Annotated in this window: 24 protein-coding genes; 16 read left to right on the top strand and 8 right to left on the bottom strand. The window is 45.4% G+C overall.

Annotated features, from left to right (window positions below):
* Positions 1-489 precede the first annotated feature (489 nt).
* Complete coding sequence (locus tag FS818_RS13245) at positions 490-1,302, bottom strand: alpha/beta fold hydrolase (protein WP_145332339.1); 813 nt, start codon at positions 1,300-1,302, stop codon at positions 490-492.
* A 148-nt stretch (positions 1,303-1,450) separates the two neighbouring features.
* Between FS818_RS13245 and FS818_RS13240 the strand changes: the two genes are divergently transcribed.
* The 3 genes from FS818_RS13240 to FS818_RS13230 all read left to right on the top strand — a co-directional run bounded on the left by FS818_RS13240 (position 1,451) and on the right by FS818_RS13230 (position 3,508).
* On the top strand, positions 1,451-2,062 hold the full coding sequence (locus FS818_RS13240; protein ID WP_145332337.1) for a hypothetical protein: 612 nt from the start codon (positions 1,451-1,453) through the stop codon (positions 2,060-2,062).
* A gap of 445 nt (positions 2,063-2,507) precedes the next feature.
* Positions 2,508-3,047: a DJ-1/PfpI family protein gene (locus FS818_RS13235; protein WP_260989843.1), complete on the top strand. Its 540-nt coding sequence runs from the start codon at positions 2,508-2,510 to the stop codon at positions 3,045-3,047.
* A 44-nt stretch (positions 3,048-3,091) separates the two neighbouring features.
* Positions 3,092-3,508 (top strand): hypothetical protein, encoded by a 417-nt coding sequence (locus FS818_RS13230; RefSeq protein WP_145332335.1) that lies wholly within the window; start codon positions 3,092-3,094, stop codon positions 3,506-3,508.
* A gap of 105 nt (positions 3,509-3,613) precedes the next feature.
* Here the strand turns inward: FS818_RS13230 and FS818_RS29570 are convergent, their stop codons facing one another.
* Positions 3,614-3,820, bottom strand: a complete 207-nt coding sequence (locus FS818_RS29570) for a CPBP family glutamic-type intramembrane protease (RefSeq protein ID WP_145332333.1) — start codon at positions 3,818-3,820, stop codon at positions 3,614-3,616.
* 176 nt (positions 3,821-3,996) lie between these two features.
* Between FS818_RS29570 and FS818_RS13220 the strand changes: the two genes are divergently transcribed.
* Together FS818_RS13220 and FS818_RS13215 are read left to right on the top strand one after the other, a co-directional pair.
* Complete coding sequence (locus FS818_RS13220) at positions 3,997-4,578, top strand: AraC family transcriptional regulator (RefSeq protein WP_145332331.1); 582 nt, start codon at positions 3,997-3,999, stop codon at positions 4,576-4,578.
* A gap of 432 nt (positions 4,579-5,010) precedes the next feature.
* Positions 5,011-6,570, top strand: coding sequence for an acetamidase/formamidase family protein (locus FS818_RS13215; protein WP_145332328.1), 1,560 nt, complete (start codon positions 5,011-5,013; stop codon positions 6,568-6,570).
* Between the two features lie 144 nt (positions 6,571-6,714).
* On the opposite strand, the gene FS818_RS13210 is transcribed toward FS818_RS13215, so the two are convergent.
* Both FS818_RS13210 and FS818_RS13205 read right to left on the bottom strand, forming a co-directional pair.
* Positions 6,715-7,551 (bottom strand): sulfurtransferase, encoded by an 837-nt coding sequence (locus FS818_RS13210; protein ID WP_145332326.1) that lies wholly within the window; start codon positions 7,549-7,551, stop codon positions 6,715-6,717.
* A 34-nt stretch (positions 7,552-7,585) separates the two neighbouring features.
* A complete protein-coding gene (locus tag FS818_RS13205) occupies positions 7,586-8,530 on the bottom strand; it encodes a DMT family transporter (RefSeq protein WP_145332324.1) in 945 nt (314 codons plus the stop codon).
* A 382-nt stretch (positions 8,531-8,912) separates the two neighbouring features.
* Between FS818_RS13205 and FS818_RS13200 the strand changes: the two genes are divergently transcribed.
* The 3 genes from FS818_RS13200 to FS818_RS13190 all read left to right on the top strand — a co-directional run bounded on the left by FS818_RS13200 (position 8,913) and on the right by FS818_RS13190 (position 11,620).
* Positions 8,913-9,815, top strand: a complete 903-nt coding sequence (locus tag FS818_RS13200) for a polysaccharide deacetylase family protein (RefSeq protein ID WP_260989842.1) — start codon at positions 8,913-8,915, stop codon at positions 9,813-9,815.
* Positions 9,816-9,822: 7 nt separating this feature from the next.
* Positions 9,823-10,500 carry a YkyA family protein gene (locus FS818_RS13195; protein ID WP_145332322.1) on the top strand — a complete coding sequence of 226 codons (678 nt, stop codon included), beginning with the start codon at positions 9,823-9,825 and terminating at the stop codon, positions 10,498-10,500.
* Between the two features lie 226 nt (positions 10,501-10,726).
* Positions 10,727-11,620, top strand: a complete 894-nt coding sequence (locus tag FS818_RS13190) for a bromodomain-containing protein (protein ID WP_145332320.1) — start codon at positions 10,727-10,729, stop codon at positions 11,618-11,620.
* A 205-nt stretch (positions 11,621-11,825) separates the two neighbouring features.
* Here FS818_RS13190 and FS818_RS13185 read toward each other — a convergent pair whose 3' ends face one another.
* Positions 11,826-13,007, bottom strand: coding sequence for a mannitol-1-phosphate 5-dehydrogenase (locus FS818_RS13185; RefSeq protein WP_145332318.1), 1,182 nt, complete (start codon positions 13,005-13,007; stop codon positions 11,826-11,828).
* 45 nt (positions 13,008-13,052) lie between these two features.
* Positions 13,053-13,721 carry an HAD family hydrolase gene (locus FS818_RS13180; RefSeq protein ID WP_145332317.1) on the bottom strand — a complete coding sequence of 223 codons (669 nt, stop codon included), beginning with the start codon at positions 13,719-13,721 and terminating at the stop codon, positions 13,053-13,055.
* A gap of 517 nt (positions 13,722-14,238) precedes the next feature.
* Here FS818_RS13180 and FS818_RS13175 point away from each other — a divergent pair.
* Together FS818_RS13175 and FS818_RS13170 are read left to right on the top strand one after the other, a co-directional pair.
* Positions 14,239-15,186 (top strand): ADP-ribosylglycohydrolase family protein, encoded by a 948-nt coding sequence (locus FS818_RS13175; protein WP_145332315.1) that lies wholly within the window; start codon positions 14,239-14,241, stop codon positions 15,184-15,186.
* Between the two features lie 66 nt (positions 15,187-15,252).
* Positions 15,253-16,545 carry an MFS transporter gene (locus FS818_RS13170; protein ID WP_260984646.1) on the top strand — a complete coding sequence of 431 codons (1,293 nt, stop codon included), beginning with the start codon at positions 15,253-15,255 and terminating at the stop codon, positions 16,543-16,545.
* A gap of 106 nt (positions 16,546-16,651) precedes the next feature.
* Here FS818_RS13170 and FS818_RS13165 read toward each other — a convergent pair whose 3' ends face one another.
* Positions 16,652-19,084: a galactose-binding domain-containing protein gene (locus FS818_RS13165; protein ID WP_145332313.1), complete on the bottom strand. Its 2,433-nt coding sequence runs from the start codon at positions 19,082-19,084 to the stop codon at positions 16,652-16,654.
* 468 nt (positions 19,085-19,552) lie between these two features.
* On the opposite strand from FS818_RS13165, the gene FS818_RS13160 reads away from it, so the two are divergent.
* From FS818_RS13160 to FS818_RS29285, 4 genes are all read left to right on the top strand, one after another.
* Positions 19,553-20,485 carry an alpha/beta hydrolase gene (locus tag FS818_RS13160; protein WP_145332311.1) on the top strand — a complete coding sequence of 311 codons (933 nt, stop codon included), beginning with the start codon at positions 19,553-19,555 and terminating at the stop codon, positions 20,483-20,485.
* Positions 20,486-20,721: 236 nt separating this feature from the next.
* Positions 20,722-20,901, top strand: coding sequence for a hypothetical protein (locus FS818_RS13155; protein ID WP_145332309.1), 180 nt, complete (start codon positions 20,722-20,724; stop codon positions 20,899-20,901).
* A 126-nt stretch (positions 20,902-21,027) separates the two neighbouring features.
* A complete protein-coding gene (gene sigK / locus FS818_RS13150; RefSeq protein ID WP_090915017.1) occupies positions 21,028-21,726 on the top strand; it encodes an RNA polymerase sporulation sigma factor SigK in 699 nt (232 codons plus the stop codon).
* A gap of 86 nt (positions 21,727-21,812) precedes the next feature.
* Positions 21,813-21,941, top strand: a complete 129-nt coding sequence (locus FS818_RS29285) for a hypothetical protein (protein WP_260984650.1) — start codon at positions 21,813-21,815, stop codon at positions 21,939-21,941.
* 123 nt (positions 21,942-22,064) lie between these two features.
* Here the strand turns inward: FS818_RS29285 and FS818_RS13145 are convergent, their stop codons facing one another.
* Entirely contained in the window at positions 22,065-22,652 is a 588-nt protein-coding gene (locus FS818_RS13145) for a TetR/AcrR family transcriptional regulator (RefSeq protein WP_260984651.1), read from the bottom strand.
* A 303-nt stretch (positions 22,653-22,955) separates the two neighbouring features.
* On the opposite strand from FS818_RS13145, the gene FS818_RS13140 reads away from it, so the two are divergent.
* Together FS818_RS13140 and ssuD are read left to right on the top strand one after the other, a co-directional pair.
* On the top strand, positions 22,956-24,389 hold the full coding sequence (locus FS818_RS13140) for a 4-hydroxyphenylacetate 3-hydroxylase family protein (protein WP_145332305.1): 1,434 nt from the start codon (positions 22,956-22,958) through the stop codon (positions 24,387-24,389).
* Positions 24,390-24,428: 39 nt separating this feature from the next.
* Positions 24,429-25,586, top strand: a complete 1,158-nt coding sequence (ssuD, locus tag FS818_RS13135) for an FMNH2-dependent alkanesulfonate monooxygenase (RefSeq protein ID WP_145332303.1) — start codon at positions 24,429-24,431, stop codon at positions 25,584-25,586.
* The last annotated feature ends 125 nt before the right edge of the window (positions 25,587-25,711 follow it).

The raw sequence follows: 25,711 nt of genomic DNA, 5'->3' as shown, positions 1-25,711 counted from the left end.
CTGTTCATCAGACAGAACTTTCTCTTTTTCCTAACAACCTGTTATATGTATAATTCTGTTCTCCCGTGCCGCATGCCTGAGATCCGATTTCAGGTTAAAAACATGGGATAAGCGGATGTTCATTTGATGTATATCGATCATTTGCAGTGGATTATAAAGTTTTTTTAATCGTTTTCGGAGAAAAAGAGACATATGTCCTACAGGAGGCAATCGTGGTGTGTAACTATGAAATGCCGAATTGGGAGTACGGTCCGATAGCAATATAATGTTTTCTTTGTGCTGTTGTGCAAGCGAAATACTATTCTTCCTCGGGTACTTCTGATAGGGGCTGATTTATTTACTTTTTACAGAAACGTCAAAAAGCCCGCTAACCGCGAGCTTCATGATTTTCTACAGGGACCATTTAGATGAGATCATTAAACATCAATTTAACGGCTATCTTTTCACGATAAATTGGTTTTTCGATAGTGGCCCAGTACATATATGCTTTTATTCTAGTATAGAGATAATTTCTTGCTGAACTAGTAGAGGTTGTTCCAAATATACATAGTGTCCGGAGCCTTGTGCAGTGACATGAGTAGCCAGATTAGACAATGATGCTAAATCTTGTTGCATTTCAGCCCATTTAATTTCCATTTCTGGACCCATGCCGTGTTCTGTTGCGGAGATTACGGTCAATGGTAAGTTTCTCAAAGCATCCTTCGAACGCAGTTTTTCGATATATTTAAAGCTCTTCGTTACTTCTGCATAATTCCCTTCCGCAGTAAACTGTGATTGATACATTTCAATAAATTCGGGCGGCAAGGTTGCCAGAACAGCTTCCTCTTGCTTTTCGTGAGAAGCGTCGATCAGCACAGCTCCTGCAACTTCATTGGTATAACGATCAGCAAATCCTCGAACATTTAATCCGCCAATACTGTGTCCTACCAGTACATATGGACCTGGAATATTAGCTTTTCGAAGCAGCTTATGTAACTCTTTCACCTGTTGTTTTGTTGTTTTATCTTTGGTAGTATCGTCACTAAGGCCGAGTCCAGCCCGATCATAAGATAGGGTTAAGGTCTTTTTGGATATTACGGATTGAAGATCAGACCAGATGGAAGAATCATCACCATATCCGCTAATGAATACAACGGTAGGAAGTGATGTTTTCACTCCTTGAATATTTGCATACAAGGCAACCCCCGTGCTTACTTCATACAGTCCGCTAGAGCCAATTTGATTCGTTTTACCTTCCACAAGTGGAGCTGACATCAGAAGAACCAGACAAAAACTTAGAGATAAAGATAGCCAACGCTTCATCTTACATACCTCCTAATATAGGAATGATTAAAATATTCATTCATATTAGAGTATATCCTCCGAAGGTAAAAATGTAAATAATTATGTTAATTATATAAAATTTTAATAAAATATTGATTGATTGAAAATTGAGCCTTGGAGGACTATTATGAAGCACACTTACCTTGTTTTATTGTTCATAACGATGTGGCTCACCAGTGCATGTGAACAGTCTGATCGCAGTATGAACAAAGGGGAACATGGAAGTCCTGCTACTCAGACAGGGAGGGGCACGATCAACAATCTAAGTTTATCTACTTTGGATTCTGAGAAGGCTTATGAACTCTCTGCAGAGGCTCTATCCGAATATTACAAAGCTATATGGAACGGTCTGGAATTTGACGGTAGCAGATATATGGATAACCCGAACCTCAAACTTTATACGGAAAAGAAGATCAAATCACAATATAATCTGTTTCGGAAGAATAACCTAACCTATAATCAAGTAAAAGAGGTCAAGATGGATGCTGAAAAAGTAGACATGGTTGAAGGAGAGCAAAAAGTTTACTATCTAAAAATGAATGCACGTATTATAAAGGATGTGGGTGAATATGCGGAGTCTACTGAATTCCTGGTACAAGATCTGAAAGGCAAGTTAATTATTGTAGACTGGTATACATCTGGAAAGGATAGCTACGATTCCATTATGCGTGGGGAGAGTCAGGTGATTAATAATCCTGCCATCTGGGAGAATAGCGAATGGGTGGATAAATTGAAATAGTGGATCAGGTATTGTATAGCCATGATCCTTGTTATTTACTGCACTCTGGCTTCAAAGCCCGATGTCTGTGTTGGTGGCCTTCAGGCTGTTGGTAGAATATTGAAAAGTATTAGTCTCCGAATGCAGTTTTTTCACCTGTTGGCCCAGCAGTATGTTGCACAATCAGTGATTCGGACGTTTGTGGCGGATAAAAGTGCTGGAACATCCTCGTGGTCGATATTAAAGATGCTACTTGGAAACTGTAGATTGGAACGTATTCTATGATGTGAGTCCGGCATAGCTGTTCACCTCTTCTAAAACATGATTTTTTCATATTTTCCATTATATCTTATTGTGTATACTCTAAAACAGAATGAACAAGCCATCTCAAACGCATTTTCATTTATATATTAGAAATGTTTTTTGAAATATTGCTCCTTTCATTCTTTTCTATTTGTCAAAATACATGAAAGCAGGTGTAAATATTAATACTCATGTCTTAATTTATGATGGGTTTGTCAACTTCGAAATCATGCTCGCAACCTATTTAATGAAAACTCAAGGAGAAATAATAACTGTGGGGTTAAGTTCCGAGATGGTCAATTCTCACGAAGGTTTTGCAGTTAAACCCCAAAAAGAGATAAAAGAAGTGGATTGGGATGAAGTAGAAGTACTGATTATTCCAGGAGGAGATATTGGAGAAATCGAAGGGAATAAGCAGCTGACATCAATTATCAAGAAGTTAGACAATAATGGAAAGTATATTGGTGCCATATGTTCAGCAGTGGAACTTATTAAGCAAGCAGGGATTTTAGAAGGAAGGGAGTATACTGACAACCATAGAAACCATGTCGATACATATAAAGTTAGTCGGAATATAATAACTGCAAAAGCTAACGGATATGTAGATTTTGCAATTGAGTTAGGGAAAATGTTGAATATTTATTCCGACAAAGAGGATTATAATGAAACCGTTAGATTTTTTAAATATTTTGAAAATAATTAGTGGATGTTTAATACTATAATATCGATGAAAAGGAGTGTGGAAAAATGGATATTCAACAAGCTACGGAAGAAAAGCTTGAACGTGCAATGCAAATGGGTGTCCCAATGGGTGCTGCCATTCTTGAGGATCTTATACAAAAAAAATTACTTACTGAAGAGGCAGCCCAACGTTTATCAGCTCCAAAAAATGTTCTAAATAAAGAAGCTAAAGAAAAAGTAGTTCCAGTGCGCATTACAGATGATGTTATGAATATTATGGATGCTTTAATTACAAGCGGGCACTCAAATAGCCGATCTGAAGCTGCTTCTTATTTAATAATGTTAGGAGTCCATAACCATTATTCTTTATTGAATCAACTCTCAAAAGAGGTAGTAGTTTTGGAAGAACAGCAGAAAAAAATTAAAAACCTCATCGAAAACTCATTCATATTACCTGAATTGCCTCCTCATGAATCAATATAATTAGCCGTCAGCTCCTACCTAACACTGAAGTTATTTGATGGTAGTTTCAGAGAATACGGGAATAATACATTCTTTGTTTCATCCATAACCCAAGAGATTGAAAAACTATTGATTACAGTTCGAAATTCCAATGATATTGGCTGGTCCCCTTAATAAAAAATAGGGGGAGATGCCATACAAAATGAGAGCGGTAACAAGGGTTGCGCCAATAAATCCAAGTTGCTTTTCAAGTAGTGATTGTAGAATATAACGCCACCCTAATTCTTCTAACCCTCCTCCAATAATCATAATTGGAACAGATAGTATTGCCATATACACGGGGAAATTTGGAGTGACTCGTAGAAGTGTTGGAATACCAAAATACACAATGGTGGGTATAAGCACACAGATGTATGTATTAAGAGGTTATTTAATTGCAAAAGCTTCTTTTATAAAAGTTTTGAATCCGGTTATTCTACCGTAATGTCTTGGGAGAAGGTGTTGCCGTTGTGGACGGACAACACCTTCCAATTGTTCCAGGCAGCGGCATCATGGTTCTCCCTGGAACATTCATCGAGTGGGCGCATCATTCTGGACAAATCGTGCATGTACACAAACTTGAATTTGAGGCAGATTGGGATGGAGAAACGGCGGAGCACCCATTGATTATGATCGCTAATCGTCTGGTCGCAGTCCAGCCTGTGGCGAAGTTGATGGAACTGCTTGAGCAGATGGCTGAGCTAAAAACGACGAATATCGGGCTAGCTCGTTTCAAGCGCGAAATTTTGCTGCAGGAAGCGATCTATCAATTTGCAGTCAAGGCTTGTGCCAATCAGCCAGCAACGACCAAGGAGGCGGTGCGCCAAACGATTACTCATATGGAGGCTAATTATCAGCGCAATTGGAAAGTGAGAGATTTGGCAACCATGGCTTGTGTTAGCATGAGGCAGTATAGCCATATTTTCAGACAGATTACCGGAACAAGTCCGATGGATTATTTGCATCGCGTTCGGATGGATCAGGCCAAACGTTTGCTTCGTTCAACATTCTCTCTGACCCGTTGTCTGCGGTGCTGCAAGCCGAGGAAATGACAGAGCGGATTATGGAACATCAATTGTCGCTGACGCAATGAGCAGTAGGCTTATTGATTAGATCATTCCATCTATGCTTACTCAACATCTGAGGCAATATTGAGGTACCCAAAGCGATATATTTTTTAGCAAGCCTACAAGGCTCAACGATCCAAATCGTTCCGTGATTCTGGATAACGGTTAGCTCCCTTCCCCTGTTGCCATCGGATTCCCTTCATAACTGATAAAGTCGTTCGAGCTCATTCATATTTCAGCTTCACATGTATTGTTTATGGTAAATATATTGACATTATATCGGGATTTACAAGATTTATCTTAAAATATAGCTTTAATACGTTATATTTATTAACAAGAATATATTGTTGTAAGTATATTTATATGTTACCCTGTATATGTGTTAGGAAATATTACATATCATAGAGGGGGAGCGTAATGTTTATTAACCGAATCATTAGGAAACTTGGGATTTCAGTAGGGATTTTAGGTATGTTTACATTTGCTCTACCTTCAGTGGGCTTTAGTATGCCCCTACAGCCGACAACCATCGATAAGGTAGAAGGTGATTATTATGTAACGTCTGCGATTGAGAACGTTCGCTGGGGATCACTGCCTAATCGAGATAGCTCTCCGATTCTTACTGTACCATCAGGAAGTGCTGTAACATTTGATACAATATCGCATGAGGGACTGATCGAGGATCAAGGGAGAAATCCAGTGGAGTACTTCGGCAAATATGGTATTTCCCCCGATGGCGTGTTGGATGATGCTAAGGCAATTGCGGCTTCTCCAATTAAGCATGATTATGTAAAAGACGGACCTCATATTATCACTGGGCCAGTGGCGGTTGAGGGAGCAATGCCAGGAGATGTTCTTAAAGTAGAAGTCCTTTCGTTGCAAACTCGAGTTCCCTATGGTGTCATTTCTAATCGTCATGGTAAAGGCGCCCTTCCTGGCGAATTTCCAGAAAATACAGGCCCACAAGAGGGAGCTAGCGCAACAAAACCGGAATTATATCATAATGTATCTATATTTACGCCCATTGAAGAAATCAATGGCAATTGGTATGGTGTATTACCAACAAAAACCGGCAAGAATGTACGTTTCCCGATTAACCCGTTTCTAGGTGTTATGGGGGTTGCGCCAAATACCAGCGAAGTTGTGAGTTCGATCCCGCCTATTGAAACAGGAGGGAATATGGATATTAATGAGTTAGGTGTCGGTGCAACTATTTATTATCCGATCCAAGTTAAAGGCGGGCTATTCTATACTGGCGATCCACACTTTGCTCAAGGAGATGGAGAAGTAGCGTTAACTGCATTGGAAGCATCCTTAAGAGGGACAGTTCGGTTAACGGTGTTAAAGAAAGGTGATCCATCAATCCCGCATCGTGGAGAGTTCACGCAACCCTTTGCCGAAACAGAGGATTATTGGATTCCGATTGGACTGGACCCTGATTTGGATGAAGCAATGAAAGAATCAGTGCGCGAATCAATTCAATTTTTATCCGATAAGCTGGATATGGATAGAAGTGTAGCCTATGCATACCTATCGGCGGCAACGGATTATGAAGTATCCCAGGTCGTAGACCGAACGAAAGGGGTTCATGGACTCATCCGAAAGACTGATTTCCTTGAATATGTTGACGTTGCAATGAATGTAGGGGGGACGACAGTCAAACCGGTTGTTCATAACGATGAGTTTTACGTACCGATTCGAAGGATTTCGGAGCTATTGGGCGGTACAATAGTGTGGGATAATAAGTCGCGTACAACGCAAATTAAATTAGGCACGAAAAATATAAGTGCTCAAATTGGTTCAGATGTGTATTCAATTAACGATAAACTGGTGTTCAATAGTAAAGTGCCAAAGCTTTTAAATAGCGAAACCGTAGTTCCGGTTTCTGTTATCAATGAAATACTAGGTGCTTATGTAAACTGGACGACGATCGACAAGACGTTAACAGCAAACGTATCGTTAAGTAAAAAGCAATAATCGATTTCATTATTCAATCGTGGTGGAAGGATGTCCATCGCGTTTTTCCTGGGAAACATTCAGGTACTGAAAATACACCGCTTCAGGCATCAGCCTGCATGGCGGTGTATTTGTCTTCGAGATGCGATAGACTTGTCCTCCGAACTATTCTTCCCCCGTCGCCACCGGATTCCCCTCATAACTGATCCAGTCGCTCCAGCTCCCGGAATACAGCTTCACATTCAAATATCCCGCTTCTTCCAGCGCAATCACGTTCGGGCAGGCGGAGACACCGGAACCACAATACACGATAATCGCATCCTCTTTCCCCAGCTTCACGAACCGCTCCTCTAATGCTTCAACACCAGACCAGCGACCATCCGCATTAAGCACATCTTTCCAAAAATAGTTCACGGCCCCCGGAATATGTCCGGCCTTGGCATCGATCGGTTCCTCCAGCCCCGCATAACGGCGGGCATCACGGGAGTCGATGAGCACGGCGCTGCCGCTTGTCGAAGCGTGCTGCGCATCCTCAACACTAGCCAGCATCTGTGGTTTCAGGTTCACGTCAAAAGAAGACGGAATCTGTACCGGCACGTCCGTTGCCACCGGGAACTTGGCATTCTTCCAAGCGGAGAAGCCCTCGTCCATAACATAGACTTGCTCATGTCCCAAGTAGCGAAGCAGCCACCATAAACGTGATGCATTCATGCCGCCTTGGTCATCATAGGCAATGATCCGACTATTGGAGCCGATGCCTGCTTTAGCGAGGCGGCTTGCGAGTGCAGCCGGATCAGGGAGCGGATGGCGTCCGCCGTGCTCGGTGACCGGAGCGGAAAGGTCTTTTTCCAGATCAAGATAGACAGCCCCCGGAATATGTCCGGCTTCATAGGCTTCACGTCCGGCATCGGGTTGACCGAGCAGGAAACGGCAATCTACGATGGCAACATCGGATTCGTACATTCTGGCGAGCAGCCAGCGCATGGATACTATATTTTTCATAACAACACACCGCCTTCATATGTAATGAGTTTTTTTACACCGTCTTCGGTTCAACAGGAGCAGGAGCGGCGATGGGCGCATCAGTTGGAATGGGCTGGGGTTTGGTTTTGCCATACCGAATGAAGATCCACACCCCGAACAGGATCACGACACCTGCCGACATTTGAAGTGTACTCAGTGCTTCCCCCAGCAGTACCCAGGCCAGCAAGGATGAGAATACAGGCTCTCCGAGCACACCCATAGATACCGTGGTCGCGTTCATATATTGCAACAACCAGTTGAAGAGGTAATGTCCAAAGATGGTAGGAACGATGGCAAGTAGCAGGAAGATTCCCCACTCCGAAGCCGCGTAACCGCCGAACGGATGCCCCATGAACAGATTGTACACCGCGAAGGTACAGGCAGCGACGAGAAACACCCAGAAATTATACGAGAATGCACTGAGACCTGTTCGCAAAAATTGACCCAGCAACATATGCACAGCTACCGCCATTGTGCCTAGTAACGATAGAATATCCCCCTGCAAAGCAGTACCCGCCACCTGAAAATCTCCTGCACCAATAATGATCGACCCGAATAGCGCGATACCCATGCCAATGAGCATCATGCGGTTGATTTTGGCTTTGAACAGCCACACCGACCCAGCAAGAATCAGAATCGGCTCGAGAGCAAGGATGACGGTAGAGCTGGCGACACTGGTCAATCGCAGTGATCCCATCCAGAGCAGGAAGTGCAATGCAAGCATCACCCCGGAAGCAAGCAACAAAACCCACTGCCGGACATTCAGACGAAGCATCTCACGCCTGTGCGGCCAAACGAAGGGCAGCATGAGCACATTGGTTAAAAACAGACGATACATGGCAATGACCGCAACATCTGCGTCAGACCAGCGTACAAAAATAGAAGAGAAAGAAATGGCAATAATGCCGACAACAAATAACAAATAGATGGATCTGCCGGCACGGTTCATGCTTGTCATAGGTGTAGCTCCTTCTTGTAAATAGATAACCTAAATCACCTCATTATACAGGAGAAGGTCAGTGCAGGGAAGATCAATAGCAAGTAAAGATAGTTCACTACTCAGCAGATATCTTGATATATATAAATGTTGTATGAACGCTGAAAAAATTGGAAGCAGCATCTCGGCCATGAGACACGTTTTACTTTTAACAACGAATAAAATTCAGTTGCACATCCGTGGTTAGAGAAACATGGAAAAGAGATAAGCAGATTGTAACCGAGCTTGTAACTATTCTGTCATTCACAGGCACGGTTTTTCTATTAATCTTCTATATAGAGACGTGAATCGATATAATATTCCATTCATCGGGAAAAAAAGACAGTTGGGAAGTGGCTAGGTCGTGAGAGTACAACAAGAAACAACGCGAGACTATGGAAATGCGATTCGCAGTGTCAGTCGAAAACAAACTCATAAAAGAAGGAAAATCCGCTACGGCAGATTGAGCGTGGCAATCATGCTCTTGCTTGTGTTTGTTGCGGGCTTGACATATGTGTTTATCGGTATGACTCATTGGATGAAAACGGTAATGGCACCACCGCCAATTGCTGTCATTGAACAACCTGCCAAGCTGGGGATGATTCAGGTCACACCGGAGGCGAAGGAGGAGCCGGCACGATTTATGGGGCAGGTTCGAAAAGTGGTGTACATAACATTTGACGATGGGCCAAGTCAATATACAGATCAATTGCTGGATATTTTAAAGCAACATGAAGCGAAAGCAACGTTTTTCATGATTGGTCGGCAGTTGAATGAGCATCCGGATGCGGTGAAACGTTTGCTGAAGGAAGGTAGTTACCCTGGGTTGCACAGCATGACACATAACTACAATAAGCTGTATAAGAGCGGAAGCTCGGCGAACTTTGTGAACGAGTTCAAAAAAGAACAGAAAATGGTCGAAAAACTGATCGGATACACACCGCATCTCATCCGTGCTCCATACGGAAGCAGTCCGCAGATTGGCGAAGCATTCAGGGGGGACATTGCTGCGGCAGGCTTCAAAATGTGGGACTGGACCACAGATTCCCTGGACTGGAATCTTCCCGGTCAGCCGGATAAAATCGTAGCCCGAGTGAGCAACAGTGTGCACAGGGATAAGGAAGTTATTTTAATGCACGAACGGGAACAGACTGTACAGGCGCTGCCACGTATTATGAAGCTGCTGGAAGAACGGGGTTATGAATTCGAAGTATATGATCCGAGCGCACACTGGGTCGCCAATTTTAGTGGAGATACCCGTCTGTAAACGATAGATGGCAAGAGAAGGAGAACACATGTTAATCACGAGCAAAAAAATGACCCTTGCAGTATGCAGTTTATTGCTGATGCTTCTGCTCAGCGGGTGTGGAGAGCCGCAGGAGCCTGCGGCCAATCAGGTGAATCGTTTGGTGGAGAGCGGTCAGGAGATCGACAAAAGTCTGAAGGCTTTGACACGTTATGAAGCAGAAGATATGGAATTATACAAGACTATTTTAAACAAAGGGAAGAAAAAGAACAGCAATATCGAAGCACTGCTGGATCAAGCAGAGGCTGACATTCGGGAACGACGAGCATTGCTTGAACAGACGAGTAAAGTTATGGAAGATACAGGAGAGAAAATCGATGCACTGCGCCGTTCTCTGAAGGAGCTGACCATTGAGAAGGAAGAGACGCTTGCTCATGCAGATAAAGTGCTGGATCAATATGAGGCCAGAGCCAAAACCTATGAGCTATTTGTAGTTTCATATGAGCATAGTTTGAATGCTGAAGAACAACTGTATGGGCTTATGCGAGCAAGTGTTAAGCCGAATCTTGTTAAAATTAAACGTGCCATCCGCACACGTAATGAAGAATACGCCAAGCTTGCGGAAGTACGTAAACAATTCAACTTGCAGACGCAAGCATTCAACGCCGCGCATGAGCAATTGGTCAAGCTTGATCAGGCGGGCTAGGCTGGAGAGTTGGGCTTTGAATACCGTTTATGCGTGATTGAGTTGCCTGATTCCCGTGTAAGTAAATAGTATACGAAGCTATATAAATAGAACGAACAGTCTTTGCACAAAACAGCGATTGCAAGGTTCCACCGCTACCCGGAGTGATCGTGTGAAGTATCGTTGGTTCCATGGATGTAGCAACATGGACAAGCAGCATTGCGTTTAAGCTAACGGAGGTGTTCATATGCGAAAAAGGAATAGGGCAAAGGTCAGCACTACATTAGTGGTTCTGCTTATGGGATTCTCGCTTGTGGCTTGTGGAAGCAGTGCACCTGCACTTCAACCATCTGTGAACAATACAAAGGAAACGTCACCAGCGCCGGAACAAAAGCCGGAGGAAAGTAACGTTATTGAAGCAGAGGGAATACTGACGGGCTGGGCTGACCCGCACACGGTTGAGATTCGTGTGAATGATAAAGCGATGTCTTTTCAGGTGAGCGAGGATATGCAAAAGTTACTGGACGATATCGATGATGAGGATTCGGTTCGTTTCAAATATATAGAAAAAACGGTGGATGCATCCACCAAACAGCTGGTACTTACCGAGGTTACTAAAATCGCATCTGCGGATGACGGTAAGACGGGTACTGGGCCAGGGGACATCGTTACATCAGACCGTCCACAAACGTCAGAGCTGGAAGTGACGGTGGAGGGAATTACGGAGAAGCGGCCAGTAACTCTGGCGCAGGCTAAAGGATATTCACTATATATCTTTGAGCCGATGGCTTTTGATGCAGAAGACCATGAGTTAACAATGAAGATTGATCCGGGGTATAAGGTAGGGATCGAAAAGTTGCCTTCGGACTTTAATCTGGATTATTTGAAGATGGACGCGAAGGAAGAGTTGTCTGAGGTGGGGGAAGTCAAAGAATTAACCCCTGAACAGCTCAGCAATGGGCCGATGAAAGATGCAAGACTGTTTATGATGTCTCAGAATGGGAAAAAAACGCAATATTTCATCGTCAAGGAACTGGACGGCAATGGGTTCATTTTCCGCATTGATGCGCCGGTTGGTGAACCTTCCGAAGGTTTCCTGCCTATGGTGTATGCATCGGTGAATTCTATTATGAATGAATAAAGTGTTAGCTGTGGGCAGTGTGTCTCCTGATATAAGGGGATGCGCTGCTTTGTTGTTGATGGAGAGCAGGTTGAGCAGATGTTACAGCTTGTGGTGTTCGAAAAAAGAAACACTGGCAGAGCCGGAAAGAACAGGATCAGCACACGTTCCTCCCGGCTGTTTGCCGTGTTATTGTTGTTGCTGTTGGTCAACGGACATGATCGATCTACAGGCTGCACTCAAGTTCAGGTAAGTACCGTAGGTACTTTGTGCCCTTGAAGTTCGTTATGATCTGCTGATGAAGGACATGGTCTTCGGGAATGCCCATGCGCTCGCGGATAAAAGGAGAGAGGCCGTCTTCATGAATCAAACGTTGCATCTTCATGGCTTCCTCATCGCGTTTGTCATCAAACAGCATTGCGGCCGCCATCGCAGAGGTTAAGTGAGGAATAGCCATTCCGAATTCACTGGCCTGCATCGCTGGGCGAACAAGCCGGTCATGAGGTGAAAGCTTGCGAAGTGGAGAACGTGCAACCCGGGTTACTTGGTCGGTGAGATTGGGGTTGGCGAACCGTCCCAATATCGTATCGATATATTTTTGGTGCGTTTCCGCGTTGAAACCGTGTTTACGGATCAGTATGGCTCCCGTCTCTTCCATGACATGACGCACCTTGGCGCGAAGATCCGTGTTGCTCATGACCTGCCGAATAGTCTTCAAGCCTGCGAGATAACCGAAGTATGCGGCGACACAATGACCTGTGTTGACCGTAAACATTTTGCGCTCGATATAAGGCTCCAGTGAATCAACATAGTGAACGCCTTCGATTTCTTTAAAACCATCCAGCAGTGCCGGGCGGTGAACGACCCATTCATAAAAAGGTTCAACCGTGACCTGCAGCGGGTCTTCGTGGGTCTGAGCCGGAACAATCCGGTCCACAGCAGCATTGGGGAAGGAAACATAACGTTCGGCTTTGGCCCGGGTGGACTCATCCAGAAAAGGATAGATACGCTTTTTCAGCCGGGTGCTCCCGCCGATCGCATTTTCACAAGCGATAATGTGCAGAGGATTGTGATTATTGGCTTTCATTCGCAGATAGATGCCTTTTGCAATCGGCTCGGCGATATCCCCTAGGGCAGATACACCTACTGCTGTCGTAATGAGATCAGCGGATGCGATCTCTTCAGCGACACGATGTTGCTCGTTTACGTTAATTGCGGTTACGTTGTTTACAATGGTTGTGTCTTGTTCCTTATTGGCAAGAGTGATCGGATACTCCTGCCTCTTCTGAAGCAATGATATTTTCTTTGGGTTACGTGCGACAAAGCAGACCTCATAGTCGGAAGCGGACAACATATGACCGATAAACCCACGGCCTATATTGCCCGCACCAAAATGTACAGCTTTCATGTGTGAACTCCCCCTTTAAGATTGGATGACGAAATTCGTTCAGCCTTAGGCGGTGGTGACGAGTGGCTTCGAGATCAAATCGTTAAATGGCAGGTCGGTCAGGCAGGATAGCCGCTGGTGAGGCATATCGAATGCCAACGTTCCAGTGATGGTATTCGATATGACAACGCAATGCATTCCAGCAGCAGCTGCTGCACGCGCGCCGTTAGGTGAATCCTCAATGGCTACGGCCTCGTCTGCAGTTACTCCAAGGGCTTCCAGTGCTTGATTGTATAGTTCCGGATCGGGCTTTACGTTGGCAACATCATCTGCCGTGCGGATCACTTCGAAATAGTCTTTTAATTTCAGTTGCTCCAGGTGTTGCTCTACCCATTCACGTTTGGAACTGGAAGCTACAGCGAGCTTTATGCCGGCTTTGCTTGCTTGTTCCAAATATTCATGTATACCTGGGCGAACCTTCTCTTTGTTCATCAATGCAGCATGTTGCAATTGAACCGATTCCCTGAACTCATCCCGATCAATCGGAAGGTTCAAATCTGTGATCAGGTATTCGTACGGATTAAAGGTTTTGAGACTGGTACCAATGCACCCGGAGTACATATCAAGTGTCAGATCAACACCGTGTTCTTTGTACGCATCCCGAAATGCAATATACCACGCTGTCTCTGTGTCAATAATCGTTCCGTCGAAGTCAAAAATCAGTGCCTTAATCATACATTTGTTCCTCCTGTTTTCAGAATTTGTGTTGGGATTGGAAATAAAACATTTTGTTTCGTAAATTTTCTGCAAATCAATTCCCGTATATTCATTAACCTGCGGAACATTAGTTGACGCGAAAAGCTGAAAATGAATATTAATCTGGGAAAAAATATGCGTTAGATCTAATAAAACCGTACCACAGGACGAAGAAGAGGGTCAAGTGTGTCATGAATGTTTACATTGTAAATTTTCATATGTGTGACTTGTTTTCTGAAAATGTAAAACCTTGCAAATCGTTAAGCCCTTTGCATGTAAGCGGTGTAATGGATGAACGGTTTTTTCAGCACGAAAAAAATAAAAAAAATTGTTGAAAATGGATCGTATTTGACCATCCAACAGCTTTCGACACGTTTATAATAGAAGAAATGAATCGGCATGTTTTGTTTAATTTGCTTTACGGCAGATCAGCGCATGTGGGAAAATAAGAGAATGAGCTTGTAACGCGATAAGTGATGTGAAGGAGGAAGAGAACATGCTGCAAAGAGATCGTTTTGAGGGTAGTTTGATCGGGCTTGCAGTGGGAGATGCCCTCGGAACAACCGTTGAATTCAGCAGTCCAGGAACCTTCGAACCTGTTACAGATATGGTGGGCGGCGGAGTGTTTGGATTAAAAGCGGGAGAATGGACGGACGATACCTCTATGGCTCTATGTTTGGCGGAAAGTCTTGTGCGTCAGCCCAATTTCGATCCCGCTGATCAAATGCGCCGCTATACGAATTGGTATAAGATCGGTTATATGAGCAGTACCGGAGATTGTTTTGATATTGGTGGAGCTACGCGAAGCGCGCTTGAACGATTTGCTCGAACCGGTGAAGCCTACAGTGGATCAACGGACCCCATGACTGCGGGCAATGGCTCCATCATGAGACTTGCTCCAGTTGCCATGGCTTATGCGCTTCAACCGTCGGAGGCGGTTCGTTACGCAGGGCTGAGTTCGCGAACAACACATGCAGCGACGGAAAGTGTAGAGGCTTGCGAAGTGCTGGCAGCCATTCTTGTGGCGGGATTCCATGGAGCAGACAAGGCGACAATGTTATCTCCAGAGACGATGAAGCGCTGGCGGACGGAGAAAAGGAGTTCTTTTTCACCTGCCATCGAAGCAGTGGTTATGGGGTCATACGAGCGTAAAGAACCGCCCGAAATTCAAGGCAGCGGGTATGTGGTTCGTTCTCTGGAAGCCGCGCTGTGGGCGTTCAACAAGTCATCCGGTTTTTCAGATGGCGTGTTGCTTGCCGTTAATCTGGGAGATGATGCAGATACAACCGGTGCTGTCTATGGACAGATTGCGGGTGCGTATTACGGGCGAAGTGGGATTCCATCCCAGTGGCAGGACAAGCTGGCAATGAGAGATACATTTGCTCAATTAAATGAGACATTATGGTTAAAAGCTTTGGGCAACACCGCGCAGAGAAAATCATAGAACATGTAGAGAAAGAGCATGGCGTAAAACAATAGATATATGAGGGACAGGAGAAGGGAAAACATCATGAGTAAGACAGAACATTCATTAGACCATTCAACAGATGAACGGGGTGAATCGGCAGCATCCACGAGTAAGTCACAGACTTCAAAGTCTGGCAAACGTAAACCGTTTCCTTTGTCGCTGTTGTGCTTGACGATTGGGGCATTCGCCATTGGCATGACCGAATTCATCATTATGGGTTTATTGCCTAATGTGGCAACGGATCTGAACGTAAGCATTCCACAGGCGGGACAATTAATTACGGGATATGCACTCGGCGTAGCCGTAGGCGCTCCTATTTTAACCGTGTTCACACACAAGATTCCGCAGAAAAAACTATTGGTGCTGCTGATGTGCATTTTCATAGTAGGTAACGCCTTGTCTGTCATAGCGCCTACGTATGGGCTACTCATCTCGGCACGTATCCTGACGGCATTTGCTCACGGCACGTTCCTTGGTGTAGGTTCAATCATGGCTACCAAGCTTGTAACACCAGACCGGAGGGCAGGAGCGGTATCGGTAGTGCTTGCGGGACTGACCATCGCTAATATTATCGGTGTTCCGTTTGGGACATTTATCGGTCAACAGCTTGGCTGGCGTTCTTCTTTTGGCGCGATTACCATTCTCGGCATTGTTTCATTGCTTGGTATTATTCGTTTTATCCCGGTTATTCCGCAAGGAACACCAGCTAACCTGGGACAACAGTTCCGCAATCTGATCCGTCCACAGGTATTGCTTGTGCTCCTTATCGGAGCAATGGGTTGCGGAAGCTTGTTTGCAGTTTTCACCTACATTACGCCGATGCTGGTTGATATTAGCGGCTTTGCGGAGAAGAGTGTAACCTGGATACTGGTGCTGTTTGGCTTCGGTGTCACACTAGGGAATATGGTTGGTGGCCGTCTGGCGGACTGGAAGCTTATGCCTTCACTGATTGTGAACTTCGGTATTCTTGCTGCGCTACTCGCTGCATTAACGCTGACACTGCACAATCCGGTGTTGGCGGTAATCACGATCTTCTTCTGGGGTGTCGCAGCCTTTGGCATTATGCCAGGACTTCAGATTCGCATTATGAATATGACGCGTGAAGCTCCGCTGCTGGCGACGACATCCAGTCACTCTGCGTTTAATCTGGGGAATGCAGCGGGAGCTTATATCGGCGGATTTGCCATTACACATACGGGACTGATATCAGTGCCAATCTATGCTGCAGTCATTGCAGCGCTTGGCTTGCTTGGATTGTTACTCAGCTTGTTTAAGCAGGATAAGAAATCTTTACCAGATGGTGCAGAGGGTATATATCCTGCTAATGCTCACTAACCGACTGCCGGTTCCTTAAATTACTGTGTGTACGAAATAACAAAAGATAAACCTCAGCCTCTTGTTGAAAACAAGAAAGCTGAGGTTTATTGCATTTTACTGCATTTTAATAGATTTCAAGCTCGTTAATTCGGACATAGGTTGGCTGATGTGAAGGTCCTCTGCTAGCGACGACACGGACCTTGGAGGTGTTAACTGCTGTAAAGGTATGTGATCGTGTCGTCTCCTGGTTGCCTGTGATTTGAACCAGGTTTACCCAGCTTGAACCATTCCAGTATTGCAGGTCGTAGTTGGCAAGGACATAACCCTTGGTTGTATATAGATCGATCCGCTGAATGGAACTGGATGCAGGCAGATCAAGAACGACATATTGCGGTAATGATGAATTACGATTGTTTGCCCAGCTATAACTTTCCCCAAGCGCCGTGTTACGGTCGCCGTCATTGATTCGGGCTGTTGAGTACCCCGGATAGGTGGAGGATGCGGTTATGGTTGCATTTCTCGCGAGGTTCTGCCCGGTTCCCGGATTGGTAGGGTTTTTCACCAGTCTTACCAGATTCCAGCGTAGTTCAAAGAGTTTGAAGGATTTATTAAATACAGCTCCTTCCCCCTTCACGAGCGCATCAATGGTAAGGGACATGGTGCTTGGCACACTGTTGCTACTTGTCCATTTTCCTGTGGCCTCAATGCCTGCGAACACACTGACCTCTAATATTTTCTTGCCTGCAATTTTCAAACTTACTTCGGCTTTGGCTCCTGCCCAAGCCGTAACTTGTCCTTCAATTTTATGTGTGACGGTAAGATAACGGCTCACATTGCTGTAAGGCTTGATTTGTACAGGAATATAGGCCCGTGTTTTACCTTTTACACCTAGAGTGACGGTATACCCCTGATCCACTTGGAATTCAAATGTGACATTGCCATCAATACCGATGACAAGGAATACCCCAACGGATACGGAGCCCAGACTGCCTGCGCCGATATTGAAGCCCATAATCGGCACTTTAACTTCTTTTTTGAATTTGGCATCGCCTTTAATGTAGACGTTCGCTTTCTCGCCTGCTGTAAATTTCAGATCGTATTTTCCCCAGAAACCATATTTTCCTGTTACCTTGGGTGCGATCAATGTAAGTTTGCCGCCTGCTTCAACGTAAACTTTGTTACCGTTTGCATTCTGTTGATTCACAAGCACTTTTTTGAAGTCGCAGACAAACTCGTTGCCTGACTTTTTGCAAGTTGCAAAATCCCCTGCCCCGGCGGTGCGAATAAGCTCATTCATATCGATGGCGTTTGCATCAGTGAGGTCTGCGGAATTGGTTTGATCCAGACCTACTGGAGCTTCTTCACCCTGATGGATCAAGGTTTCGTCAATTTCATGAATCGGAGTTTCGACGCTCTGATCTAACGTGTGGTCAACCAGGTCCGTAGGATCAACGGCTGTAAGGGCTTCATTGGTCTGAACATCTGGATTCGAGAGATTAGCGTCTTGCTGGAGTGTGTTATCGATGTTGAAATGTTTGATCTCTTGATCCATGTTTGTCTGCTCATCTGATAGAGAGGAGGCGTCAGGCCGTTCATTGCTTTCCAGCACCATATCCAGATCAGGCATGACAATATTTCGTTCTTCCAAAGAAACTTCCTGCTCAGGAATATCATAGTAATCAAACAGTTCATCTACACCAGGCGTGGTGTAATCTACCATTAATCCATCTTTACTTTTGCTGGTGCTCGCAACTTTGATTGCCCTGGCGGAGGATTCATCCAGAAATATCTGGCCAGGAGAAAGCAGGTTTCCAATCGAAGCGGCTTCTCGGGAATTCAGTTCGATTGAACCTTTATCTTCCACTGTTTCGAAGACGGAATTAACGACGGGTAGTTTCTGCACGATGGAAGATGGCATAGGTTGTGTCGGTTTTAATTGATAATCCACCTGCTCAAACTGGCCGGAGGATGTAATCGGACTACTGACCCCCAGGCCGTCTTCCGAAATGGTAAACGTGATGCGGAAATAAGCTTCCGTAACAGGGGCATCCACATTTGTTTTGCCTGCCCAGATCCAACGTGCACTTGTCTCTTCCGGCATGCCTTGGATTTGTTGCCATGGATCAATGCCATAACGTCCAAAATCTGAAGCGCGCGCCCAGGATGTATCATCGAATCTTGGTTGTTCCCAACCCTCAACGTATCGTTCAGATACTTTCCAGTTGAAGTCAGTAACCAGATTTTCATCTTCATAACTGAGATCTGCCAGCAGTCCGGCATACGAACCCCAGTCCTTGGCTTGAACCGCAATAACATTTGTGCCAGGTTGAATGGAAACAGGGAATGTATAGGCTTTGGTCCAGTCATCCCCTTTACCTGCTTGTTTACCGTTAACAAAAAGTGAGAATTCGTTGTCGGCCGTTATGTATAGTTTTCCCTCGTTGTTAGAAGCAGAGTAGGCACTGGTAGGCCAAAGACCGACAAGTAAAGGCAGCAATAACGTGAAAACCAAAAATGAGGCCCATGTCTTTTGAATAGATGAGCGAAGTTTGTTCACAATCATTTCCCTCCCAAGAAATAGTTGGTTTGCAGAACAATCAATCATGCCGCCTGACTTGGTGAACTAAATGCCTGTAGACAAGAGAAAACGAGAAAATATTGTAATTTGGTATAGACACCTCCTTGTTTGAGATTATAATAAGGTAAAATATTCAATTTAACAACAGTAATTTACATTTTTTTATAGTGTGGTTTTGTTAGAAAAGAGAAGCGTGGATTCTTTGCTTAATATAAAGAAAGATTATGTGTAGATACAATGTGTCGAATATAGTTGCAAAAAATGGATAAATAAGTTTAAATATACTATATAAGTAATTTTGCAAGAGAGAAATCAAGTTAAATTTACAAATTTCAACGTATTCTATCCCCAGTGCGTGTGACGGAAGGGAGGTGGTGGATTTATTTGTAAGGGCTTTCATGACAGGGGTATTGCCTATGATTAACTCAATTGAGAGGAGAAAAGTGAATGAAGAAACGTATTTCTATCCTTTTAAGTCTTTCTATGGTTGTTGCTATGCTTGCTCCAACGATGGCGTCTGCCACGGAATCTAGCGAACTTTCTGCTCAGAACACTGCATATGAATCTACCAATGCTTCCAACAATGGGGTGAACAATACCCTAAACTCTACGCCGGTTGTTCCGGCACCACCGGGGTATGATGGCTATCGGAATAACATTCCACATGGGAATACGAACCTCATTACCTATTATTCTACGACGGTTGGCAATGCACGGAAAGCGATGGTATACACGCCGCCTGGATATTCACCGAATAAGAAATACAACGTGCTGTACCTCCTGCATGGTATTGGCGGGGATGAGTACGAGTGGGTTAACGCGATGAAACCGAAGAATATTCTGGACAACCTGTATTCGGAAGGAAAACTGTCCCAGATGATCGTTGTTATGCCGAATGGCCGTGCGATGAAGGATGACCGACCGGTGGGGGATATTTATGCACCGGATAAGGTTGCTGCGTTTGAACGATTCGAGCAAGATTTGCTGAAGGATCTCATTCCGCATATCGAGGCAAACTATCCAGTGTATAAAGACAAGAACAGCCGTGCACTTGCTGGTCTGTCCATGGGGGGCGGACAATCTCTCAACTTCGGATTGAAGAATCTGGATACGTTCGCTTATGTTGGCGCCTTCTCGGCAGCACCGAATACGAAGCCTGTGAACCAATTGATTACAAACCCTGGACAGGCAGCCAGCAAACTGAAATTGCTCTGGATTTCCTGTGGAGGAAGTGACGGTCTGCTGTGGGTGAGCCAGAACTTTAAAAATGGTCTCAGCAGTATGAACGTTCCGCACGTTTGGTATCAGGATGTAGGCGGACATGAGCCAAAGGTTTGGAACAGCGGTCTCTATCAGTTCGCGCAACGCATTTTTAAATAGTATAGCAGCTTCCATCCAAAAGTAATCATCTCAAAGTTCCATCCACACTATTCTTTAATAAGAGTATAGCGTTAAGGGGGAGCGATGGGATGAGCATCAGCCTCAGGCCTGTATTTCATAGTGCCTGAGGCTTTGTGTATTTTTGGGTGTAACCGATTCAGATCGAAAGGGTAAATAGTATAGTATAAGATGAGACATACATAGGTGGTTTCGTGAAAGTGAGGGAGTTGATGACGATGTTTTATTACAAAGGGGCATTTCGGGAAACGGATAACGTGATCTATTTTAAAAGCGAAGTTCGGCTGGTACAACATGATGTGATTTTGTTTGGTGAAAGGAAATATTTTATTGAAAGTGTAGAGAAAGAGTTTTTGCTGCTGGAGAGAGTGGGTTCAATTGTTACGGTGAGTGTGTAAAGTGTTTATTTAGATGCAGATTTAATGGTACGTGCACTTCTAGGCCTCTGCCCACATACAATAGATCGACCCTGTTCCCTTATGTGCTCAGGCCAGATCGTTGTAAAACTGCAGGAGGTGTCATCTGTGCCCGGATTGTTTACCGCAATAGCCCTGTTCATCAAAGAATTAACGTTACTCGTTTCGTATGTCAAAAACAATGCGTTTCCCCAGCCGCTCGCTGAGGATGACGAAGCCAAACACCTGCGCCTCATGGCTGAAGGTAATGCCCACTCGCGCAATCTGCTCATTGAACACAATCTGCGTCTTGTGGCGCATATCGTCAAGAAGTTTGACAATACCGGAGAAGATCAGGAGGACCTGATTTCCATTGGAACGATTGGATTGATCAAAGCCATCGAAAGCTTTCAGCAAGGCAAAGGCACAAAGCTGGCGACTTTTGCCGCCAGATGTATTGAAAACGAAATCTTAATGCACTTAAGATCTCTGAAGAAAACACGTAAAGACGTATCCCTGCATGACCCCATTGGGACGGATAAAGAGGGAAATGAAATTACATTAATTGATATCCTCGGCACCGAAGCCGATGATGTGGTAGACCGTGTGCAGCTTAAAATTGAAAAAAGCAAAATTTATCGTAATCTCGACATACTCGATGATCGGGAGAAAGAAGTCGTCATTGGCCGCTTTGGCCTGGAGGCTGGCGGAGAAGAGCGCACCCAGCGCGAGATTGCCAAGGAACTTGGCATTTCACGCAGTTATGTTTCGCGGATCGAGAAACGCGCGCTGATGAAGCTGTACCATGAGTTCTATAAGCAGAAATAGATATGGCTTGCGGTGGTGCAAAAGTAAATAAGAAGGGCGGCCTTTCATTATGAGGGAGGGCGGTCCTTTTTTCGTATACGAAAGCAATGAAGCAGACTCACTGCGTCTGGAGCTTTTCCCATGAATACTATATCCGGGCTCAAGCCCCTGAGAAGCTGGAGCGGATTGATGCACAGGTGGATCAGATGAAGCGGATTGGATGTATCGATCATTAATCTGCTTTAAAAAAGAACGAAGATGTAACAGAAAATACATACGTGCGTTTACGCGATGTAACACAGGATCAAACAGAGCAATCTCTGAATCTCTGATATGCTCCTTCCGTGGGTGCGTATCTCTTAAGCATGCGCACCCATCGCGGTGTACACGCCTAGTCGGGCAAGACGGGTAAGTTGCAGAGCCATATGATGCGGAGAGTAAACTTTGTTGTTTTCCAGCCATTTATGAATGATTCCGCTGGTGGAGAAGCTGAGATGATCCAGTAAAATGTCCAATGGCACCTGTACCTTTTGATTTAACCCGATTCGGGTTATTCGTTGAAAAAAGTGAGCTTTAATGACCTCATTCAACCTGGTACTGAAATTACCAACAGGATTGATCAGCAGCATGACCCGGTAGAACTCATCATGCTCAAAGATGTGTTCAAACAAGACCGCAAAGATCGGGTCAGGCTCGGCAAATGAGGGAACCTCATCTATGGCAGCACAACGTTCCTTGAGCACATCGTCCAGCAACTGAAATTTCTCATTTACGATGGTATCGAGCAAATCCTCCTTGTCTATAAAGTGGGCATAGAACGTTGAGCGGTTGATGTTGGCTTGTTCTGCAATGTCTACGACACTGATATCCGAGTAATTTTGCTTGGCCATAATGGTCAAAAAAGCTTCGGAGATCATGACACGAGTTCTGTGAATTCTTCGGTCCATGCTTCGGGATTCATTCACCTTATATCACCTCGAATACAACAAATTGGGATGAATTGTTGGTTAAACAACACCGTCTAGAGCCGGATTTAATACGTCCATGGGAATGAGCTTACCATTCAGCTACCTCCAGATGAAGCCGAATTGTAGTTTATTTTGACGTTGCCCAACAGATTCAGGATTTGTGTTCGGTAACCGTCAAAACTCGCATGATTGATTGTTGCGCTCCAATGGATATTAGCTATGATAAACAATAAAACATAGCAAATCAATCGGAAAAATAAAATTTGATTAAGGGGTGACATTTTGAGGGGAGACACTTTCATATCCAGTCTGGAGGATGGACGGCGTGTATGGCTCGAAGGGCAACAGGTCAGGAATATTTCCGAGCATGCTGCTTTCAAAGGCACATTGTCTACCATAAGGCAACTGTTTAACATGCTGGATGATCCTCTTCAACGGGAGCAAGTAGGCTTTGCTCCGGATGGACAGGAGCGGTATGCACACAGCTCATTTCTCATTCCGTACTCAGCAGCCGAGCTGAACAAGCGCAGTCAGTCCTTTGCAGTCTGGTCTTCCAGTACCAGTGGCATGATGAGCCGGTTATCCGACTACGCCCGTTCCTTAGTCACCGGGTGGTACGCGGCCCGGCATGAATTATCCCAGCTGGACCCGCGCTTCGTGGACAAAATCAGTACCTATTACCACGAGGCCAGAGACCGCGACCTCTTTCTGACGACAGCCATCATTGATCCCCAGATTGATCGTTCCAGCGGGCTGGATGATGAGCGAATCGCAGAGCGATTTCTCCATGTGGTGAAAGAAACGTCGGAAGGCATTGTGGTCAGGGGAGCCAAAATGATCGCGACAGGTGCTCCGTATACACATGATTTTCTCATCTTTTCGTTCCTGCAATTTCAGACCCGGCATCAGAAACATGCTCATGTCTTAATCGTACCTGCGAATTCACCAGGACTACATATTGTGTGCAGGGAATCGTTTGCGGATGCCAGAGAACGTAACCATCCACTCAGTGCACGATACGATGAGATGGATGCCGTCCTTTTTTTCGATGATGTCCTGATTCCGTGGGAAAGGGTGCTTCTCTACGGAGATTCGGACAAGGTGCTGAAGCTTCGCGGGAACCGCACGGCCAATGGACTGGCTTTTCACCAAAATGTTGTGCGCTTTGTAGCCAAGCTGGAATTTGTGACAGGGGTGGCGTTTGCAGTAGCCGAGTCGATTGGCGTCACCGGATTTCTGCATATTCAAGAGAAACTGGGGGAACTGCTGACACAGATTGACGTGATCAAGGCGCTGATTATTGCAGCGGAGGCCAAAGCCGTGCCCGATGCGTCAGGCGTGCTCGTTCCTGATCTAACGTATGTGGAGACGGCGCGGAATTTGGGAACCAAATATTATCCACGGGCTGTCGAGATACTTCAACAAGTTGGTGCAGGTGGCTTTGTTCAGACCCCTTCGGGAATTGAGGACTTCTACGGTCCGATTTCCGAACTTATGCATTTGTATTTTGAAGGGGCTGCGGTAAGTGCCGAGAAAAAAGTGGAGCTGTTCAAGCTGGCCTGGGATCTCATCGGCAGTCCGCTCGGTGCAAGACATCTGTTGTATGAAAAATTTTATGCAGGTGATCCGATCCGTGGGCTTGCATCCCATTACGTTCGACATGACAAATTGTCGTTAACAGCTCCTGTCTGGAAGCTGATTCAAGAGAAAAGCTAGAGCAGAGTAGCCATCATATGAGCAGGAGGAGAGAAAAAAATGGAATTGTTTTGGTTTATCCCGACACATGGGGACGGAAGATTTCTGGGCACCCGAGAAGGCGCCAGGGCAGTGACGTATCACTATTGCAAGCAGGTAGCACAAGCCGCCGATGAGCTTGGGTTTGCAGGAGTGCTGCTGCCTACAGGGAAATCATGTGAAGACGCCTGGATCGTTGCGTCCTCGCTGGTATCGGTAACGGACAAACTGAAATTTTTGGTCGCTGCGCGTCCGGGGCTGATGCTGCCTACCACGGCGGCGCGAATGGCAAGTACATTGGATCGCTTTTCCAAAGGAAGACTGCTGATCAATGTCGTAGCCGGAGGTGACCCGATCGAGCTTGAGGGAGACGGGGTATTCCTGGATCATGATGAGCGCTACGCATTGACAGACGAATTTCTAACCATATGGCGCAAGGAACTGGCTGGCGAAGAAGTCGATTTTGACGGCAAATATTTAAAGGTCCACGGCGGAGCGGTTCTGTATCCGACCATTCAGAAGCCTTATCCTCCGCTTTATTTCGGTGGCTCCTCTGATGCTGCCATGGAGGTGGCAGCCGAGCACGTGGATGTATACCTGACTTGGGGTGAGCCGCCTGACCAGGTAGAGGCCAAGATCAACCGAATGCGAGAGCTTGCTGCCAGAAAGGGAAGAAGTTTGCGCTTTGGCATCCGGCTTCATGTCATTGTTCGTCCAACCGCAGAAGAAGCCTGGCAGGCCGCGAATAATCTGATCGCTCATCTGGATGAAGAGACCATTGCTTCCGCCCAGAAGATCTATGCTCGTATGGATTCCGTCGGTCAACAGCGCATGGCCAGTCTGCATAACGGGGATCGTTCCAATCTGGAGATCAGCCCGAATCTGTGGGCAGGCATTGGACTAGTCAGAGGCGGTGCCGGTACAGCGCTTGTAGGCGATCCTGACCAGATTGCAGAGCGAATGAGGGAGTACGAGGCATTGGGCATTGAAACCTTCATCATGTCGGGGTACCCGCATCTGGAAGAAGCCTACCGTACTGCCGAGCTGTTGTTTCCGAAGCTGAATTACGCACAATACGGGAACAACGGCGAACGGTCATTTATCAGTCCTTTTGGCGAGATGATTGCCAATAATACCCTTCCTGATTATGTGGTAAAAGCGCCTGCGGCTCCCAAATGATGCTGTCTGCTTTTTACGATATCTCTATTGAAAACATCATATTCTGGCCGATTAGACGAACTAAAGGCACCTCACATGTATAGGTTGAAGGTGTCTTTTTTGTTGTATTCCGCTCTGGTAGAGAG

This window comes from Paenibacillus xylanexedens, assembly GCF_007680605.1.
Taxonomy (GTDB): domain Bacteria; phylum Bacillota; class Bacilli; order Paenibacillales; family Paenibacillaceae; genus Paenibacillus; species Paenibacillus xylanexedens_B.
This window is presented reverse-complemented; position numbering and strand designations above follow the sequence as displayed.

Coding starts and splice junctions, on each gene's coding strand:
- FS818_RS13245 (WP_145332339.1), bottom strand. CDS start 1,302: ATGAAGCGTTGGCTATCTTTATCTCTAAGTTTTTGTCTGGTTCTTCTG.
- FS818_RS13240 (WP_145332337.1), top strand. CDS start 1,451: ATGAAGCACACTTACCTTGTTTTATTGTTCATAACGATGTGGCTCACC.
- FS818_RS13235 (WP_260989843.1), top strand. CDS start 2,508: ATGAAAGCAGGTGTAAATATTAATACTCATGTCTTAATTTATGATGGG.
- FS818_RS13230 (WP_145332335.1), top strand. CDS start 3,092: ATGGATATTCAACAAGCTACGGAAGAAAAGCTTGAACGTGCAATGCAA.
- FS818_RS29570 (WP_145332333.1), bottom strand. CDS start 3,820: ATGGCAATACTATCTGTTCCAATTATGATTATTGGAGGAGGGTTAGAA.
- FS818_RS13215 (WP_145332328.1), top strand. CDS start 5,011: ATGTTTATTAACCGAATCATTAGGAAACTTGGGATTTCAGTAGGGATT.
- FS818_RS13210 (WP_145332326.1), bottom strand. CDS start 7,551: ATGAAAAATATAGTATCCATGCGCTGGCTGCTCGCCAGAATGTACGAA.
- FS818_RS13205 (WP_145332324.1), bottom strand. CDS start 8,530: ATGACAAGCATGAACCGTGCCGGCAGATCCATCTATTTGTTATTTGTT.
- FS818_RS13195 (WP_145332322.1), top strand. CDS start 9,823: ATGGCAAGAGAAGGAGAACACATGTTAATCACGAGCAAAAAAATGACC.
- FS818_RS13190 (WP_145332320.1), top strand. CDS start 10,727: ATGCGAAAAAGGAATAGGGCAAAGGTCAGCACTACATTAGTGGTTCTG.
- FS818_RS13185 (WP_145332318.1), bottom strand. CDS start 13,007: ATGAAAGCTGTACATTTTGGTGCGGGCAATATAGGCCGTGGGTTTATC.
- FS818_RS13180 (WP_145332317.1), bottom strand. CDS start 13,721: ATGATTAAGGCACTGATTTTTGACTTCGACGGAACGATTATTGACACA.
- FS818_RS13175 (WP_145332315.1), top strand. CDS start 14,239: ATGCTGCAAAGAGATCGTTTTGAGGGTAGTTTGATCGGGCTTGCAGTG.
- FS818_RS13170 (WP_260984646.1), top strand. CDS start 15,253: ATGAGTAAGACAGAACATTCATTAGACCATTCAACAGATGAACGGGGT.
- FS818_RS13160 (WP_145332311.1), top strand. CDS start 19,553: ATGAAGAAACGTATTTCTATCCTTTTAAGTCTTTCTATGGTTGTTGCT.
- FS818_RS13155 (WP_145332309.1), top strand. CDS start 20,722: ATGTTTTATTACAAAGGGGCATTTCGGGAAACGGATAACGTGATCTAT.
- FS818_RS29285 (WP_260984650.1), top strand. CDS start 21,813: ATGAAGCAGACTCACTGCGTCTGGAGCTTTTCCCATGAATACTATATC.
- FS818_RS13145 (WP_260984651.1), bottom strand. CDS start 22,652: ATGGACCGAAGAATTCACAGAACTCGTGTCATGATCTCCGAAGCTTTT.
- ssuD (WP_145332303.1), top strand. CDS start 24,429: ATGGAATTGTTTTGGTTTATCCCGACACATGGGGACGGAAGATTTCTG.